Consider the following 18,007-nt stretch of genomic DNA (forward strand, 5'->3'; position numbering starts at 1 on the left):
CTTCCGTTAGTTGTTTATCGTTGCGCCTTCCATCAAGAGATCGAGTCCAAGCTCGCGCAATCCGGTCAAGTAGTCGTCGTCTCGGTCGCTTAATGAGAGCTTCGGAAGATGCGCCTCGGGGATATAATCCGCGCTGCCGAGCGCGATTCGTCTAAGCTGCCGATTAGTTACTTCGTCTTCTCCGAACACGATCTCATGCGGATTCAAGATCGCGGCAAGAGATGCGACGAGCCGGCTTACCGAATCGATTGTTGCCTCGCTTAAGTGACGGATCCCGCCTGGGCCTCTGACGTCGAACATGGCTTGCCCGAAATTCCGATCGTCGTGCAGCGGGACAAACGAAACCTCGCCGGAGAAATAGGTGCTTCCCCGTACCACTTCCCCGTTGATCAACATGCCCGCGCCGGGTCCGTTCTGTCCAAAGTACAAGTAAACCAAGGTTTGCCGCCGTTGCTCGTGAACCGGGAATCGGATGCGGCTATATCCGAGAACGGCCGCGTTCATGTCGTTCTCCACGACGACCGGTATGCCGAATCGTTGTTCGAAGTCACCTTTGAGGTCGACGTTCTGCAGCTGCGGGTAGTCGGGAATCAATACGATCCGGCCAAGCCGGACCGCGCCTGGCACTCCGATCGCGATAGAGCCGATATTGGGATATTTCGAAAGGATCTTGCCCGCTTGTTCGGCCAAGCTGCCTGCATCCTTCGTTAACGAGGTTGAGGTACGGCCCTTCTCTTTCGTCTCTCCCCTGCTGTCGAAAATCATATACTGCGTTTCTTCCTTCTCGAGAAACAACGCCAGTCCAAGCCGATACTCGGGGTTGTACGAATATCGGATCGCCCTGCGTCCTCCGCTGGATTCGCCAAGGCCAAGCGTCATGATTTCGCCCGACTCTTCCATTCGCGCCAGAAATTTGCTAATTGTGGGAAAACTGATGGAGAGCTTCCCGCTAATCTCCGCTTTCGTCGCGCTGCCGAGTTCAAGCAGAGCTTGCCGGATGCCCTGCTCGATCGCTTTTTTCGTCTCTTTGGGGGTCGCGACCAAATCGTCCATTACAATCACCGCCTGTATCCCAAACTCCACTTATTAAAGACGTTTAATAAGTCTCATTCATCATAACAGATCGAGAATCAAGCAGCAACAAAAAAAGAGCAAGCGCCTAAGCGCCTGCCCTTGTTTTCTTATACTTGAACGGTATGTTTCTCCCGTGCGATTCGTGTCGCGTCCACCATGTTGCGCAAGGAAGCAATCGTCTCTTCCGAACCGCGCGTCTTCAGGCCGCAGTCCGGGTTAATCCAGAACAGCTTCGGATCGAGGACGCGAAGCGCGCGGTCGATCATGTTTGTCATTTCGCCGACGCTTGGCACCCGCGGACTGTGGATGTCGTAGACGCCAAGGCCGATGCCCAGCTTGTACGTGTTTTCTTCGAAGCTGTGAATGAGCTCGCCGTGGCTGCGCGACGTCTCGATCGAGATGACGTCAGCGTCCATCGCCTCGATGGAGTCGATCATGTCATGGAATTCGCAATAACACATATGCGTATGAATCTGCGTTGTATCTTGCACGGTGCAGGTCGTCATCCGGAAAGCTTTGACCGACCATGCCAAATATTCCGCTTGGTCTTTCTCCTTCAGCGGCAGACCTTCGCGAACTGCCGGTTCGTCGACCTGGATCATCCCGATGCCGGCCTGCTCCAATGCCTCAACCTCTTGTCTCAGCGCGTAAGCCAGCTGGTATGCGATCTGCTCGCGCGTAATGTCATCGCGGACGAACGACCAGTTCATGATCGTAATCGGTCCCGTAAGCATACCTTTCACTGGACGGGCCGTCTTCGATTGCGCGTACCGCGTTTCCTCAACGGTCATGGCCTGTTCGAAGGCGACGTCTCCGAAGATGATCGGCGGCTTAACGCAGCGCGATCCGTACGATTGCACCCAACCGAATTCGGTGAAGGCGAAACCTGCCAGCTTCTCCCCGAAAAATTCGACCATATCCGTCCGTTCGAATTCGCCGTGGACGAGTACATCGAGTCCGATCTCTTCCTGCAGACCGATCCAAAGATCGATTTGCTCGCGAATAAACGCGTTATACTGTTCGTTGTTCCATTCGCCTTTGCGCCATGACTGTCTTGCTTTGCGAACCTCGGCGGATTGCGGGAAGCTACCGATGGTCGTCGTCGGGAAGATCGGCAGCTGCCACTTGCGCTCCTGAGCCGCGTGACGCTCAGCGAACGGCAAGCTGCGCAGCGGCTCTTGCTTGCTGACGGCCGCGACGGCGGCTTGAATCTCGCCTCTGTTGCGGGCGCCCGATTGCTCGATCGCCTGAAGCTCGCGCGAGTTGCGCGCCAGCTCTTCGGCTACCGCCGACTCGCCGGAAGCAACGGCTTTCTTCAGCAACGCGATTTCGCCAAGCTTTTCGTCCGCAAAGGCCAGAGCCTCTTTCAGCTCCGGAAGAAGCTTCGACTCGTTTTGAACGGTGACGGGCACATGAAGAAGGCTGCAAGAGGTTTGAACGATAAGCCGATCGGCCGGCACGATTGCCGTTAGCTCGCCAATCAGGTCCAGCTTCCCGCGAAGCGATGCTTTCCAAATGCCGCGGCCGTCGATGACGCCAGCGCCCAGCACTTTATCGGACGGGAACCCGTTCGTTTTGATCGATTCCAAATTGCCTGCCAAGCCGTGCACGAAATCCAGCCCGATCCCTTTGACGGGGAGCGCGACGATCTCTTGGTAATAGTCGACCGATTCGAAATACGTCTGCATCATGATGTTCAGGTTAGGGACGTTGGCAGCAATGGTTCCGTAGATGGACTTCAGTCGTTCGATATCCTTCTCGTCAACTTTCGTCACGAGTATCGGCTCGTCGATCTGCACCCAAGCGACACCTTCCTGCTCCAGCTCTTGCAAGATTTGCACGTATAACGGAACCAAACGGTCGATCCAGGCGTCTAGTTCCGAAGCTTTATAACCTTTGGATAGCTTCAGGAAGGTGAGCGGCCCGATAATGACCGGTTTCCCTTCGATGCCGAGCGCTTCCTTCGCCTCGCGGTAGGCGATCAACGGCTTGTTCTCGGTAACGACAGGCGATGCCCCATCGAGCTCGGGGACGATATAGTGATAGTTCGTATTAAACCATTTGGTCATTTCGCTGGCGGTCGCATCCTTGGTGCCGCGGGCGACTCCGTAATAGAGCGACAGAGGAACGGGTCCGCCGTCATACGGGAAACGTTTCGGCACGATTCCGAACATCGTGGCCGTATCCAGCACTTGATCGTAGTAGCTGAAGTCGCCTACCGGAATGTAGTCGATGCCTTGTTCCTGCTGTTTGCACAAGTGAGCGATTCGAATCTCTTGAAGCTGCTTCAGAAACTCCGATTCTTCCAGTTTGCCAGACCAGAACGCCTCCAACGCTTTTTTCCACTCCCGGTTCGCGCCGATGCGCGGGTATCCCAATACACTGCTTTTTGTCATCTTGCAACACTCCCTACTTATCGTTACAAGAAAGATACCATGGAAGTTCGGATATAGCGTAACTCAAATAATCTATATCTGGTCATAGTCATTAGCTATAACAAGCAGCGAAAAACGCCTTTCTTATGTCGCGACCGCCAGCTGGAGCGCATCGATATAAGCGGTGCCTAGCGCCGACAAAGGCATGTTTTTTTGCGCGATCCATCCGACGTTGATCGTCTCGTCGATCGCGAGCGGGACTGGGATGATTTCGTTGCCGTTCAGGTCGGAGCTCAGCACGCCGGTCGAGATCGTATAGCCGTTTAGCCCGATCAGCAGGTTGAATAACGTCGCCCGGTCATTGACGCGAATGCTTTTCTTATGGCTCAGCGTGCTAAGAATTTCTTCGGAGAAGTGGAACGAATTGTATTCGCCCTGATCGAAGGATAGATACGGATAATCTTGAAGCTGGTCGATCGTGACGATCGATTGTTTGGCCAGCGGATTGTTGATGCTGATGAAGATATGCGGCTTTGCCGTAAACAAGCTGGTAAAATGAAGATTCGCGGATTTGAGCAGCTTGTTGATCACTTTTCCGTTAAACTCGTTCAGGTACAGAATGCCGATCTCGCTGCGCATGTTTTTGACGTCTTCGATAATCTCGTAGGTTTTTGTCTCGCGCAGCGTAAGCTCGTATTCCTCATGCCCATGCTCCTGCACGAGGCTAACGAATGCGTTGACGGCGAACGCGTAATGCTGCGTCGATACCGAGAAGTGCTGCGGCGACGGCTTGGCGTTCAGGTAGCGGCTTTCCAGCAATTCCGCTTGCTCCACCACTTGACGGGCATAACTTAGAAACTCGACGCCTTCCTTGGACAAGGAGATTCCTTTGTTCGTCCGTTCGAAGATGGAGATCCTCATCTCCTCTTCCAAATCCTTGATCGCGTTCGAAAGACTCGGCTGGGATATGAATAAACGTTTGGCTGCTTCGTTAATGGAGCCGCGATTCGCGACTTCGATGACATATTTGAGTTGCTGCAAAGTCATTGGAATCTTCCCTTCTCTGCCACGTTTACGGTAACGTTAGCATCTTATCGCGCATCGCGTCAACCACGGGCAAAAACAAACAACCCGCTGTGGCAGCGGGTTGTTCCGTGTCATCATTTTGGACTATTGAATCGTCAGATTAAATCCGTTCTGGATGAAGTACAAGTTCGGATGAGCGATGTTGCTTGTTGTCAGGTTGTTGAACGTGGCCGAGCCGTTGCCGGTGTACGTATAGATCGCCGCGCCCGGGTGAGGCGACGAGAAACGTGATGTCGTGACGCCGTCCAGCCCCGTTCCGTTAATGTTAATGTTGTTAAATACAATGTTCTCGAAACCGCCTCCGTACCCGAATTGAATGGCGCTTCGCTGCGTGTTTAAAATATCGATGTTCGTAAAGGTGACGTTTTTGATCGAATTGTTCGACGCCTCGAGGTCGATCGCGCCGCGTTCGCCGTTGTACAGATCCTGGCTGGTGCCGCTGTTTATGATCGTCGTGTCCGAGAACAGGATGCCCGTATTGTTCTGGAAGTGGTAACCCGGGAAGACGGTGTTCATCCGGAAGCCGGAGCCGCCTACGGTGTCGATGATCATATTGTGGGTTGCCTTGTGGCCGCCGCCGCCGAAGAACGCGATCGCTGCCGCCCGCCAGTTGTTCTCGATCGTATTGTAGGAGAACGTATTGTTCACCCCTGCCGGAGCTCCGTTGACATTGCTGGTCCATACGGCGAGCGCGTCGTCTCCGTTATTCCGCAGACTGCTGTTGCGTACGGTCGAGTTGCTCGTGCCTTGGGCGAAGTTGACGCCGTCCGCGAGATTATTCCGAATCCGGCTGTTCTCGATAAGGAGCCCGCTTGCGATTATCGCCGGCGTATGCGCGTAATCGCCCACCCAGAAACCGCATTCGAAGTGCTCGACCCAGACGTTGTGGACTTTGGAGTTCGTGCCGAAATTGTCCATGAACGCTTTGTACACCGCTTGCTGTCCGTACCGCGAGCGAAGCTTCGAGTTCATATAGATATGGCTGAAATCGAGCTTGCCTTGCACGCGGAACGATATCCCGCCCGACGAAGCGTTCGGATTCGTAAATTGGATATTCGTATGCCAGATGCCGGCCCCAAGAATCGTAATGTCGCCTATCATATTGCTTGCGGAGCCGATCTCCCACATGTTGCCCAGATGGAACGTGCCTTCCGGAATGTAAAGCGTCTTTCCGGAAGAGACGGCTGCGGTTACGGCGGCTTTGAACGCCGTTAAGTCGTCTTGGCCGTCGTTCGCCACGGCTCCGTGATCCGTAACGGAGACGGCGTTCGCGGGACGAGCGATGGCCGTAGGCACGGGTTCGATTTCCAGGAAATCGACGCCGTATTCCAGGCTGTCCACGTTGCTCTTCTGAATGCGGATCTTGTCGCCGGGTATGAGCGGGGAATCCAGCTTCCAGTGGACCTCGTCGAACCGGAACAGCGGGCGACCGCCGCCCGGCGCGTCTGCCGGATGGTCGCTGGAGAAATATTGCCAGTTGTAATAAGACGTTAGCGGCACCGTTTTTACTTTGACGCCGTTCACGTATACGTCCAGCGAGCCATTCAGTCCCATGCCGTCCGCCGAGTCGGGCATCGTGAACCGCATCGTCACGCCAGCTCCGCCTTCCCCTTGCCGGACCGTCCACTCCGCGTAAGATCCGTTCGAAGGAAGAGAAACATATTTTTGTCCGGAAGCTTCGGAAGCCGTTAATGCTTGGTTAAAAGTAGGTGCGGACTGCAAGGCCGCGCCTCCACCGCGAGTTGCGTCGTCGGTATCGTACCGCGTATACGGCATGCTTGCTCCGCGCGCGGAATAGACGTACAAGCTCGTCGTGCTGTTGTTATTGCTTTGTTTCACGGCCAATTCGTTGCCGTCCGCAGCAATCGCCAGCGCAACCGTGTATGCGCCGCTCGTTGCCGTCCACGAACCTGATAGATTTACGTTGACGGATGCGCCGGCTGCAAGAGACCCGTTATACGAGCCGCTGAACGTTTGCAGCGTGGAGCCCGCCGGGTTTTTCAGGGCAAGCGATATCGCGTGGGAGCCGCCTGCGGAAGCGATGTTGCCTTGGTTTTTCAAGTTGATCGTAAACGAGACGGCGTTCCCTACGACCGGACTGTTTGGCGTCCACGATACCGTGCCGACGAGATCGGAGCTGGCTACCGGGGCGACAACGAGCGAATCAGGGCTGTTGAAGCCGTTATTCGCTTCGTTCTGCTCGATGACCGCGTTGTTTTCGTCGACCATGGCGCTGACAGGATAGGTTGCCGCGGTTTTGGCGCCCGCGTTGAAGGTAACCGTTGCCGACGAACCACCCGCTAGCGCGCCGACCGGAGCCGATCCCGCGAGTTCGCTCCCCAAGTAGAAGTTGACCGTCGTCGCCGCGGAGCCGGTATTACCGTTGTTTTTAACCGTGGCGCTAAGAGTGATCGCGTTCGTCTCGACCGGAGCTGCCGGCGTCCAGGACAAGTCCGTTACGATGAGATCCGGATTCGGTCCCGGCGTGCCGAATACTTGGAACTCCGCGATCTGGCCGGCCGACGCGCCGGAATTGGCCGTGATCGAAAGCTGAAGCCGCTTCACGGTCGCCGTTACCGGAATCGTGACCGAATTGCCCGTTGCAGGATTAAATGAGTAGGTTTGGGATGATACCAGATTGCCAAAGGTTGTCGTGTTCTGATCATGACCTAACACTTGAATGGTTTGCGTGCGCGCGGCCCATATTATAGCCGGGTTCAACTTCAGCACGATCGACGTCAAGTTGTGGTTCGTCCCGAGATCGAGCGTCAATGTGCTGGGATTGCCGCCGCCCTCCCAATAGGTGTCGGTGCTGTTGTCGTTGGCGTTCGTCGCCACGTAAGTAAATATGCTGGAGGAAGCCGTGATTGGTTTGCCGATGGCGATGTTGCCGCCCGGAGGCGTCGGTGTTGGCGTTGGTGTTGGCGTTGCCGTCGGTGTCGGCGTTGGTGTTGGAGTAGCCGTAGGAGTTGGCGTTGTTGTTGGAGTAGCCGTTGGAGTTGGCGTTGGTGTAGGCGTTGGTGTTGGAGTCGATGTCGCGGTCAAAGTCAGTTGATCCAGATTCACGTTTCCGGAATCGCCAGCGTCATATTTGTATGCGATCGTATTGCTGCCTGCGTTGAGTGCAAGCGTTTCTTCTTTGATGCTCCAGGTATCCCAATTCGCTAAGCTAGGCAACGAGGTTTGGCGGATCTTCGTTCCGTTGACGTAAACGCTGATCGTTTTTGCGCTGCCTGTCGCGTTCGCGTATTTCAGCGCAGCGATATAATTGCCCGTCGTCCCGGCCGTTACCGTGAACGTCGTTGTCGCTCCTTGCGTCCAGTAACCGTCGACGAAGCCGGTCCCGGAGTAGCCGGCATGATCCGTATTCGTTTTGGCCCCGGCGGTTAATGTAGCCGATTCCGCTTGATAAGTGCCGCTTGCCGGCGTCGGCGTCGGATTCACGGTGGGAGTAGGCGTTGGCGCGATGCCCGAGCCGTAAATCTCGAATTCCGATAGCTGGGCGGCCGGCCAGCCGGTATTTGCCGTTACGGCGATTCTAACGTAACGGGTGTTCGTCGCGGCAAAGTTGACGGTGACCGAATTGCCTGCGACAGACGGGTTAAATGTATAACTTGCCGACCCGACAATATCAATGTACGATGATCCGTTCACGCTTCCTTGTACGGATAAGGTTTGCGACCGGGTCTCCCATGAAGCCGGAAGCTTCAACACGATCTGGTCTATGCTTGTACTCGCCCCCAGATCGACCTCAATCCATTGCGGGAAGGCATTATTCGTGCTTTCCCAATACGTTCCTTGATTGCCGTCTTTCACATTGCCCGGTGCGTACGTTTGCGATTGGCCGCTAGCCGTCACGTTTTTGCCCAGCGTCAGGTTCGGTCCACCAGCCGCCGTTACATCATCGAGCGGTCCGATCGCGAAGGTAAAGCTGGAGAAAAACAGGGCGACGACTAATGACCATACGACATACTTGTTGCGCATCATGATCCTCCTTTGGATTCGGTAATGGCAGAAGCGATGCTTCTATCCACCCCTCATTATAGGGACAGCGCTTACAAGCCATAAGACGTATTTCTACGTAAACTGTATGCGATTCCATGGATCGTCGCCCCAATCGACCGGCTATGAAGGAATGTATGATCAATCGACAAAACCCGCTGCTAGAGCGGGTTTTCGCATTTTTATTTCGGATTCCAAGAATCTTTGAGCGGCACGATCCGGTTGAACACCAGCTTCTCGAGAGACGAATGTTTCGGATCGACGGCAAAATAGCCATGTCGGAAAAATTGGAACCGGTCTCCCGGCTGAGCTCCTCTCAAGCAAGGCTCAAACAACACATTTTTCTTCACGATCAGAGAATCGGGATTCAGCAGCTCCCTCCACTCCCCGTTCTCTTCATTCGGCGTCCTCTCGTCCAGCAGCAGCCGGTCGTACAGATGAACATCCGCTTCCTCGGCATGTTCCGCCGATACCCAATGAATCGTCCCTTTCACCTTGCGGCCAGCGAATCCCGTTCCGCTCTTCGTCAGCGGGTCGTACGTGCAATGAAGCTCGGCAACCTCGCCGGACGCAGCATCCTTGATGATGCTATTGCAGCGGATAAAATAGGCTCCCTTCAACCGTACTTCCCCGCCGACCGTCAGTCGATGGTATCCTTTGGGCGGATCTTCCATGAAGTCGTCCCGTTCGATGTATATCGTTCTGGCAAAAGGAACCTCGCGCGCGCCGAGCTCGCCGTTGCCGGCGTTGTTCTCGATCGATAGCAGCTCCGACTCCCCTTCCGGGTAATTCGTAATGACGACCTTGAGCGGCTCCAGAACCGCCATCACGCTCACGGTTTGGTCTTTGAGCTTTTGCCTCAGACATTGGTCGAGCAGCGAGACGTCGACCGTGCTCTGCGTGCGGATGCTTCCGATTTCTTCGATGAAGCCGCGGATGCTCGCCGGCGTGAAGCCTCGCCTTCTTAGTCCGCGAAGCGTCGGCAGCCTCGGATCGTCCCAGCCGTCCACATGACCGCCTTCAACCAATTGCCGAAGGAACCGTTTGCTCGTGACGACGCCCGTTAATCCAAGCCTGCCGAATTCCCGCTGACGCGGGGGATTCGCGATGCCAAGCTCGCGGAGAACCCATTCGTAAAGCGGTCTATGGTCCTTGAATTCGATCGAGCAGAGCGAATACGTAATGCCTTCGATGACGTCTTGAATCGGATGGGCGAAGTCGTACATCGGATAGATGCACCAATCATTCCCCGTCCGATAATGTTCGGCGTGGATGATGCGGTACAGAATCGGATCCCGCAGATTCATATTGGGAGAAGCCATGTCGATTTTGGCGCGGAGAACCTTGGAAGCGGCGGTGTAACGGCCTTGTTTCATTTCCTCGAACAGCTTCAGATTCTCTTCGGCGGACCGATCACGGTAAGGGCTGTTCCGACCGGGCTCGGTCAACGTCCCACGGAATGCAGCAACTTCCTCGGGTGTCAAGTCGCAGACATAGGCTTTGCCATGTTTAATTAACGTCGCCGCAGCCTCGTAAATCCGATCCGAATAGTCCGATCCGTAATAAATATGGACTCCGGGATCATAGCCTAGCCACTTCATATCCTCGATGATCGCTTGAACGTAGACGAGATCCTCCTTCAACGGATTCGTATCGTCGAATCGCAAGTGGAATCTGCCTCCCCACATACGCGCGATCGAATGGTTCGTTTGAATCGCATAAGCGCTCCCGATATGCAAGTAGCCGTTCGGTTCGGGCGGGAATCTCGTGCACATCGTCCGATCAAGCGGGTTTATTTCGAGCTCGCTGCGAATCAGGCTGACTAAGTGATTATTTTCCAACTCTAAGTTGCCCATGATCGGCTTCCTCCTAATGAATGGGTAATGGCTTGCCAAACAAAAAAAACCTCACCTCCAAGACATGATGTCTTGGGGACGAAGTTGTCGCGGTGCCACCCCAGCTTCATTAATATGTCGCCATATTAACCTCTTCAAGTACGGCATGGAAGCGCTGCGGCATGCTTATACTCTAGCTCTGTAACGGGAGCTCCCGTCATGCCATCCCCTTCCGGTTCCGGCATGCGGCTCGGAGGCTTGGTTCGGCGAACGGTCCTTGGCTCCTTCTCAGCTGGCGGAGCTCTCTGTGCAAGAACGTTGTTCCCTACTCTTCTCGTCGTCGCGTTTTGGATATGGGGATTATTCTAACAAATAAATCGTTTGTTTGTAAATCCAAATCGCAAGATTCGTTTGAATTTTCGGAATCGTCCGCGCAATGGATATTACGCTTTGCCTGCACATAACCATAGTTACGACGGCAACATTATTACGAACGCGGGAGGTATCATTGCATGGCTCATGATAGTCAGAACCATTCGGGAGCTGTTCCAGTGCCGCAACCCATTCGCGCAGACGGCGCCGGAGGCGTAGACCGCGGACCGCGCGATGTCATGCGGGACCTGCAAAATCCGGATATGCTCGTTCCGCCGAAAACGGATAACGGGCTCATCCCGAATATGAGATTTTCGTTTTCGGACACCCACATGCAGTTGAATCACGGCGGTTGGTCAAGAGAAATTACGGTGCGCGAGCTGCCGATCGCCACGACCCTAGCCGGCGTTAACATGTATCTGACGCCGGGCGGCGTGCGGGAATTGCACTGGCATCAACAGGCGGAATGGGCTTATATGCTGCTTGGTCGGGCCCGGATAACGGCCGTTGACCAGAATGGCCGCAATTTTATCGCCGATATCGGACCGGGCGATCTCTGGTACTTCCCGCCAGGCATCCCCCACTCCATCCAGGGCTTGGAGGAAGGCTGCGAATTTCTACTCGTGTTCGACGACGGCAATTTCTCCGATCTGAACACGTTGTCGATCTCCGATTGGTTCGCGCACACGCCTAAGGAAGTTCTGTCGGCTAACTTCGGCGTGCCGGAATCGGATTTCGATGCCATCCCGAAGGAACAGCTCTATATCTATCAAGCGGACGTTCCCGGCCCACTCGCGACGCAGGCGGTCGAATCGCCGAACGGTACCGTTCCGCTTCCTTTCGCCTATCGATTGCTTGCGCAGCCCCCGATGCGGATGCCCGGCGGCAGCGTGCGAATTGTCGATTCCACGGTCTTCCCCATTTCCAAGGCGGTTGCCGCCGCGCTGGTCGAGCTCGAACCGGGCGCCATGCGCGAGCTTCATTGGCATCCCAATAACGACGAATGGCAATATTATTTGACCGGTCAAGGCCGCATGACCGTATTCGGATCCGAAGGCAACGCACGCACCTTCGACTTTCGGGCGGGAGACGTCGGATACGTGCCGTTCGCATTCGGCCATTACATTCAGAACACGGGGACGGAAACATTATGGTTTCTGGAAATGTTCAAAAGCGACAGGTTCCAAGACCTGTCGCTGAATCAATGGATGGCATTGACGCCTCCCCAGCTAGTGGAAAGCAACCTTCATGTAAAACCCGATTTCATTGCCCGGTTGAACAAAGTGAAGCGGCCGGTCGTCAAACATCCGGGATTTACATATCTTAATCGGGACCGGTAGCTGGCCATTCCGGAAGCTTTAATCCGCGATCACCGGGTTGCGGAGGGGATCGAAGCCGGCGATCCGGCATTCCGCGATATCGCCCGGCTTCAAAGCGACTGAACCGGGCGTACCGCTCATAATGATATCCCCGGGATGCAAAGTCATGAAGCTGGAGAAAAAAGCGACGATGAATGGAATGGAATAGATCATGCAAGATACGTCGGTCCGGTAAGCCGTCTCCCCGTTCAGCCTCGTCTCGATGATCCAATCTTCCGCAGCGGGACATTCGTCTGGCGTCAGCATATACGGACCGACGCTAAAGAAGGTATCGAACGCTTTGGCCCTGGCAAGAAATCGGGGATTGCGTGCGTGAATATCCTGTGCGGTCATATCGAGCGTCGGGATGAATCCCGCAATGGCATCCATCGCTTCTTCTTCGGAAATGCGATGGCATGTGCGGCCGATGACGATGCCGATCTCCGCTTCCGCCGTTACCCGGTCGGACAAGCCAGGAAGCCGTATAGGCTCGCCTGGTCCGATAAGGGTGGTCGGAGGCTTCAGGAAACAAATCGGCTCTCCGTCTGGTGGGGTCACGGCCATCTCGGCCGCTTTTTCCCTGAAGTTCGCGCCGACTCCCCATACGGCTTTGGAGGTGCGGAGCAAGGGCGCGTACACGGCTTCCCCGTAAGGAATAGGCGCCAACTGATCAAGTTTGTTTCCTTCTTCGCGAAGAAAGGCTTGCAATGAAGGGATGTCGCCATTCGCAAGAATCTTATCGACCGACTCCCCCCATTGCTTGCCGAACGAGCCATTCATCGTTTCGGTCAGCAGGTAACCGCCTGGCAAGCCGACGGCGGCTCGCTCTCGTCCATCGATCGTTAATGTCGTTAATTTCATGTTTCGATGCTCCTCTGTCCATTCGTTTCCGTGCGAGGTTTCGCATTAGACCATAACAACACGGGTATTAACAGCAAGGATAATAATCCGCCGGCTAACGATAGAGCCGCATAACTGGAATAATCCACGATGACGCCCGACAACGCTCCGCCTGATGCGCCGGCAAGCGCGACGAGCACGTCGACGTTGCCTTGGGTCCTGGCTCTTGCTGATAGCGGCGTAGCGTCCACGATGAGCGTCGTGCCGCTAATCAATCCAAGATTCCAGCCTAAGCCCAGCAGGGCCAGAGCCGTGATCAGAATCGGCATGGAATCTCCTGAGCCGTAGGCGGCAAGCAGCCCCGCGAGGAGCAGCACGATTCCGGAGGCGATCGCCATTCGCATGCGTCCGATTTTGTCGATCAGCATGCCGGTCACGAGAGAAGGCAGAAACATCGCGCCGACATGAATGCCGATGACGACGCCGACTTCCGTCAGCCCATGGCCGTGATGTTTCATGTGGACAGGCGTCATAGTCATGATGGCGACCATGACCATTTGGGTCAACAGCATAACGCAAGCGCCAGCGGCGATTCCTCTTTTATTGACGGTTGCCAAGATGCCCTGGCCAAGCCCTTCACCCGCATTCTTCTGCTGCTCGGCAATCGACCGGGCCGCAAAAAATGGATCGGGGCGCAGCAGGATGAACACGATTAGACCTGCTAGGATAAACGCGGCTGCCCCGAGAAGGAACGGTCCGGCAAGCGCGGGGATGCCGATCGATTCTGCGAACCGTCCCATGACGTCGACCAGGTTGGGGCCCGCAACGGCACCGAATGTCGTGGATACCATCGCCATGCTGATCGCGGTTGCCCGTTGATTCGGCTTCGCAAGATCCGTACCCGCATACCTGGCTAGAAGATTGGTTGCCGTGCCCGCGCCATAGATGAATAGCGATAGAAATAGCAGAATGACGTTCTCGTACACGGCAGCCAGAATAACGCCGATCGCGCCGATACCGCCGGCCAAGAACCCGGTGACAAGCCCCGGTCTGCGGCCGAATCGCTGCGTGAACCGGCCGATCAGAAACGCAGCAAGGGCTGAACCGAGCGTCAGTAGAGCCGATGGAAGGCCGGCGTAACTTTCCGTGCCCAGCATGTCTGCGGCAAGCAGCGCGCCGACGGTCACGCCCGCGGCAAGCCCCGCTCCTCCGAACAGCTGGGATAAAAGAACGACAATCATCGTTCGTTTGAATAATTTCTGTTGGTTTAATGGTTCGTCCATTTCCACCCTCCTCTAGACTTGCATTGAAAGTTAGCGAGTTCAAGCTTTATTCGTATTATGACGGAAATCGTTCGTTAGGGCTATAGCCAATAATATAGTGGTTGTTCAAAAAGTCCACTTTTGATCACGAAGTATACCAGGTAGCGTATTCGACATCGAATCTTGAATTCAGCCGAAACTAAGCGAATGCTTACGAAGTATGTTTCCTCCGGAAACATTGCAGGTGCTCACGTAGCTATCACTACGCTCCGCTCCTCATTTTCTAGCTTCATCCAATCTTCTTCAGCGTTTTTGAAAAAAACGCAGCTTCGGAAGCATACGCTCTTGTGCTGAAAACCGGACTTTTTGAACACGTACTCAGCGACGGCCTAGTCCTCTAGGCGCTTGCTTTCTCCAAAATTATCCTATATTGTGAATGAATCCGGGTGAATTTGGTTATTTAAGAAATAGGCCTGGAAAAAACAAATAGATCGAGGAGGAAAGAGAAATGGCAGCATTAAACATCGGTATCATTCTTGGCAGCACAAGACAGGGCCGCGTGAGCCCGCAGGTAGGGGAATGGGTGAAAGGAATCGCGGACAAACGCGGCGACGCCAATTATGAAATCGTCGATATCGCGGACTACAAGCTTCCACTTCTCGGCGAAGCCGACGCTACCGAGCAAGCGACCGCCTGGAATACGAAGCTGGCGAGCTTGGACGGATTCGTCTTCATCGTCCAAGAATACAACCATAGCATCACGGGCGCGCTCAAGAACGCGCTCGATTACGCCCGCGACGCTTGGAATAACAAAGCGGCAGGCATTGTCAGCTATGGCTCAGTCGGCGGCGCGCGAGCAGCCGAACATCTTCGCGGCATCCTCGGCGAACTGTCCGTCGCAGACGTGCGCGTTCACCCCGCACTCTCGCTGTTCACCGACTTCGATAACGGCGCGTTTAAGCCGGCGGATCTGCACTTGACGAACGTGAACGGCATGTTGGACCAAGTTCTCGCATGGAGCGGCGCCCTTAAGACGCTGCGTTCATAATCGGCTGACCCAAACAAAAGCACTTAGAGACGGATTCGAGTCCGCTCTAAGTGCTTTTATATTGACGTCGATCATTTTTTGGTCGTGCCTCCCTTCCCGTACAGTTGATACATGATCTTGCGGCCTGTAGGCGTCTGGGCGAGTCCTCCCTTGGCGGTTTCGCGGTGCTTCTCCGGCATGGATGAGCCTACCTCCAGCATCACGTCGATGACTTCATCCGAAGGAATGACGCTCCGAACGCCTGCGAGTGCCATATCGGAGGCCGCAAGCGCCGTCACCGAACCGAATCCGTTGCGCACGATGCAAGGAATTTCGACGAGACCGCCTACGGGGTCGCAGATGAGGCCGAGGGAGTTTTTCAGCGCCAGACCGACGGCATGGACCGCTTGCTCCGGCGTTCCGCCCCGCAGCTCCGTCAACGCGCCAGCGGCCATGCCGATTGCGGATCCGACCTCGGCCTGACAGCCGCCCTCGGCTCCGGAGACGAAGGAATTATTGGCGATGACGTAGCCGATTGCGCCGGCGGCGAACAAGCCGTATACCATATGATCATCCGTCCAGCCGAATCGCTCCTGCGTGCTGACGAACACGCCTGGGATGATACCGCAGGATCCCGCGGTCGGCGTCGCGATAACACGTCCCATCGATGCGTTCACCTCCGAGACAGCCAGCGCATAGGCCATGGCCTTACAAGCAGATTCGCCGAGAGCAGGCATGCCGGTATCTCCAAAGAACGTCATGACGCGCTTCGCATCGCCGCCTGTTAATCCGCTCCTTGAAGTTGTGTCTTCTTCCAGCCCCTTGCGCACTGCTTCCTTCATGATGCCGTAATAGGCCGTCATCTGCTCCATGATTTGCGTTTCGCTGCTGCCGGTTTCATGCGCTTGCTCGATCACCATGAGACGGCCGATCGTGACCGATTCTGCCTGGCATAATACCTTGAGCTGATCCAGCGTTGAAAATCTCATGGCCTTGTCTCCTTCCTCGACAAATCGATAATGCTGACTTCCTTGACATCGGCCAAGCTTTCGAGCCGCCGCGCCGCTTCGGGATCGAATCGTTCGTCGCTCTCGATGACGGTTAACGCCTCGCCGTTGCGCGTTTTGCGATCGACTTCCATGTAGCTGATATTAATGCCAGCCTGGCGAGCGATATCCGATATTTCCGCGACCATGCCCGGACGATCCCGATGATAGATGAGAATCGTCGGGTATACGGCCGTGAACTTCACATCGAAGCCGTTCACGCCGATAATTTCGATGTTTCCTCCGCCGATAGAGCAGCCCGTCATCGATACGCTTCTCTCATCCTTCCTTAGCAGCATAGCGGCCGTGTTCGGATGCGCGCTTGGCCTCGTCATCGGCACGAACTTGATCGACATGCCCAGTTGCTCGGCAAGCATGATCGAATGCCTGATGCGGGGATCGTCGGTTTCGAGATCGAGCAAACCTGCGGCGATGGCAAGATCCGTTCCGTGGCCCGCGTACGTATCCGCGAACGAACCGAAGAAACGGATCTCGGCATGCGTCGGCATGTCGCCTAGCGCCTGCCGTGCGCATATGCCAAGCCGAACGGCTCCTGCGGTATGAGAGCTGGAAGGTCCGATCATGCTTGGTCCGATGATGGAGAATACGTCCTTGAATCGCATTTGATGTCCCCCGTCCTTATCGCATATCGATGGCATAGTTTAGGCCATACATTGCCATTAGCGTCCCATTCTTATGCGAATGATATTCGAATATCCGTTCTCTTCCAAGCGTCGATTGGCTTGACATTAAATATAATAAAAAGAACAAATCGCGTCATGTTACAGCGATTTGTCCATCAGAAACGGGAACCGGAAAATCGTTTTGGCTACAATCGTTGGGGGACCGATGATTTCGATCTTGATCCGCATAATCCGCACCTCTGGAATGGGTTGACACGGCGGTTTTCCTTTAACTACTTCGCGAACGACAGTCCGCGTTCCAGTAGTGCCGCTTTGAGAATATCCCTTGCTTTCAGCCCCATGCCGTGAAGCTTCATGAGTTCGGCTTCGGTTATGCCCGCGAGTTGATCGAGCGTCGTGATGCCAATGCCATGCAAGGCTTGTTCGATTACGATTCTCGAAAATGCTTCAACGCTTCTCTAACGCTAAGCGGTTTCAATTGATGGGTGGCCACGAACGTCTTCACTGCGTCCGGATTTACCTTCGCGTATTCCCGAAGCGCCCAGCCGATCGCTTTCTGGTGGAAAAACTCGCCCGAACCTATATGCGGTAGGATACATTCGTACAACAATGCTTCATCGTTATCATATTTGTAAGTCAGCTGATGAAGAATGGCCGTCCGATTGAGCCACATATTCTGAGATTCAATCCACCGCTTCAAAAAGGTTCTTCTTGCGTCTTCGTCCTTGCGGAAGATGCTGCCGGCAACATGCGACGCGATTAAGTCGACGGTATCCCACCATGACTTATTCGTGATAACCGTCTCCACCATTGGCAAGTCGGCGGCGGTCAGCTTTTTCTTCATCCCCACGAGCAGATCAACGGCCATCAGTTGGAACTCCCGCTCCGGCAGGGCCCATAGAATGGGAATCCACTCCTTCTGAGGCGGATGCAACTTCAGAAACGACTTCTGAAGCTCGCGCCGCTGCGGAGTTCGGATTCCGAGATGGGGAAAATGGTCTTTCATGTACGCGTCCATCGCGCGCGCATCCTCCGCATTGCCGTTGCTGCGAAACATCTCGACTAGTGATTCGATGGTCATGAGAG

Annotated in this window: 13 protein-coding genes, 1 pseudogene and 1 other annotated feature; of the genes and pseudogenes, 2 read left to right on the plus strand and 12 right to left on the minus strand. The window is 55.0% G+C overall.

Annotated elements, in window-relative coordinates:
* Positions 1-6: 6 nt before the first annotated feature.
* The 5 genes from RB620_RS20065 to RB620_RS20085 form a co-directional block, all read right to left on the minus strand.
* Positions 7-1,053 carry an ROK family transcriptional regulator gene (locus tag RB620_RS20065; protein ID WP_308097392.1) on the minus strand — a complete coding sequence of 349 codons (1,047 nt, stop codon included), beginning with the start codon at positions 1,051-1,053 and terminating at the stop codon, positions 7-9.
* 128 nt (positions 1,054-1,181) lie between these two features.
* Positions 1,182-3,470 carry a 5-methyltetrahydropteroyltriglutamate--homocysteine S-methyltransferase gene (gene metE, locus RB620_RS20070; RefSeq protein ID WP_308097393.1) on the minus strand — a complete coding sequence of 763 codons (2,289 nt, stop codon included), beginning with the start codon at positions 3,468-3,470 and terminating at the stop codon, positions 1,182-1,184.
* Positions 3,471-3,593: 123 nt separating this feature from the next.
* Positions 3,594-4,496, minus strand: coding sequence for a LysR family transcriptional regulator (locus tag RB620_RS20075; RefSeq protein ID WP_308097395.1), 903 nt, complete (start codon positions 4,494-4,496; stop codon positions 3,594-3,596).
* Positions 4,497-4,619: 123 nt separating this feature from the next.
* Positions 4,620-8,519 carry a CARDB domain-containing protein gene (locus RB620_RS20080; protein ID WP_308097397.1) on the minus strand — a complete coding sequence of 1,300 codons (3,900 nt, stop codon included), beginning with the start codon at positions 8,517-8,519 and terminating at the stop codon, positions 4,620-4,622.
* 200 nt (positions 8,520-8,719) lie between these two features.
* Entirely contained in the window at positions 8,720-10,393 is a 1,674-nt protein-coding gene (locus tag RB620_RS20085; RefSeq protein WP_308097399.1) for a glutamine--tRNA ligase/YqeY domain fusion protein, read from the minus strand.
* Positions 10,394-10,464: 71 nt separating this feature from the next.
* Positions 10,465-10,722, minus strand: a binding site (T-box leader).
* A gap of 162 nt (positions 10,723-10,884) precedes the next feature.
* Between RB620_RS20085 and RB620_RS20090 the strand changes: the two genes are divergently transcribed.
* Positions 10,885-12,084 carry an oxalate decarboxylase family bicupin gene (locus RB620_RS20090; protein WP_308097401.1) on the plus strand — a complete coding sequence of 400 codons (1,200 nt, stop codon included), beginning with the start codon at positions 10,885-10,887 and terminating at the stop codon, positions 12,082-12,084.
* Between the two features lie 18 nt (positions 12,085-12,102).
* Here the strand turns inward: RB620_RS20090 and RB620_RS20095 are convergent, their stop codons facing one another.
* Positions 12,103-12,963, minus strand: a complete 861-nt coding sequence (locus tag RB620_RS20095) for a fumarylacetoacetate hydrolase family protein (protein ID WP_308097403.1) — start codon at positions 12,961-12,963, stop codon at positions 12,103-12,105.
* The gene (locus RB620_RS20100) at positions 12,960-14,225 is read right to left on the minus strand and encodes an MFS transporter (RefSeq protein ID WP_308097405.1); all 1,266 of its coding nucleotides are present in this window, start codon (positions 14,223-14,225) and stop codon (positions 12,960-12,962) included. The genes RB620_RS20095 and RB620_RS20100 overlap by 4 nt, the downstream gene beginning before the upstream one ends.
* A 487-nt stretch (positions 14,226-14,712) precedes the next feature.
* Here RB620_RS20100 and RB620_RS20105 point away from each other — a divergent pair, with 487 nt between their 5' ends.
* Positions 14,713-15,252, plus strand: a complete 540-nt coding sequence (locus tag RB620_RS20105; RefSeq protein ID WP_308097407.1) for an NADPH-dependent FMN reductase — start codon at positions 14,713-14,715, stop codon at positions 15,250-15,252.
* Between the two features lie 71 nt (positions 15,253-15,323).
* Here RB620_RS20105 and sdaAA read toward each other — a convergent pair whose 3' ends face one another.
* The 5 genes and pseudogenes from sdaAA to RB620_RS20130 all read right to left on the minus strand — a co-directional run bounded on the left by sdaAA (position 15,324) and on the right by RB620_RS20130 (position 18,002).
* Positions 15,324-16,220: an L-serine ammonia-lyase, iron-sulfur-dependent, subunit alpha gene (gene sdaAA, locus RB620_RS20110; protein WP_308097409.1), complete on the minus strand. Its 897-nt coding sequence runs from the start codon at positions 16,218-16,220 to the stop codon at positions 15,324-15,326.
* Positions 16,217-16,900, minus strand: a complete 684-nt coding sequence (sdaAB, locus tag RB620_RS20115; RefSeq protein WP_308097411.1) for an L-serine ammonia-lyase, iron-sulfur-dependent subunit beta — start codon at positions 16,898-16,900, stop codon at positions 16,217-16,219. The genes sdaAA and sdaAB overlap by 4 nt, the downstream gene beginning before the upstream one ends.
* 19 nt (positions 16,901-16,919) lie before the next feature.
* Positions 16,920-17,021 (minus strand): annotated as a pseudogene (locus RB620_RS20120) (epimerase); the annotation flags it as partial.
* A 172-nt stretch (positions 17,022-17,193) separates the two neighbouring features.
* The gene (locus tag RB620_RS20125) at positions 17,194-17,337 is read right to left on the minus strand and encodes a helix-hairpin-helix domain-containing protein (RefSeq protein ID WP_308097413.1); all 144 of its coding nucleotides are present in this window, start codon (positions 17,335-17,337) and stop codon (positions 17,194-17,196) included.
* An 11-nt stretch (positions 17,338-17,348) separates the two neighbouring features.
* Complete coding sequence (locus RB620_RS20130; RefSeq protein ID WP_308097414.1) at positions 17,349-18,002, minus strand: DNA alkylation repair protein; 654 nt, start codon at positions 18,000-18,002, stop codon at positions 17,349-17,351.
* Positions 18,003-18,007: the final 5 nt, after the last annotated feature.

Origin of the sequence: Paenibacillus sp. LHD-117, from assembly GCF_030929555.1 — a bacterium.
GTDB lineage: Bacteria > Bacillota > Bacilli > Paenibacillales > Paenibacillaceae > Pristimantibacillus.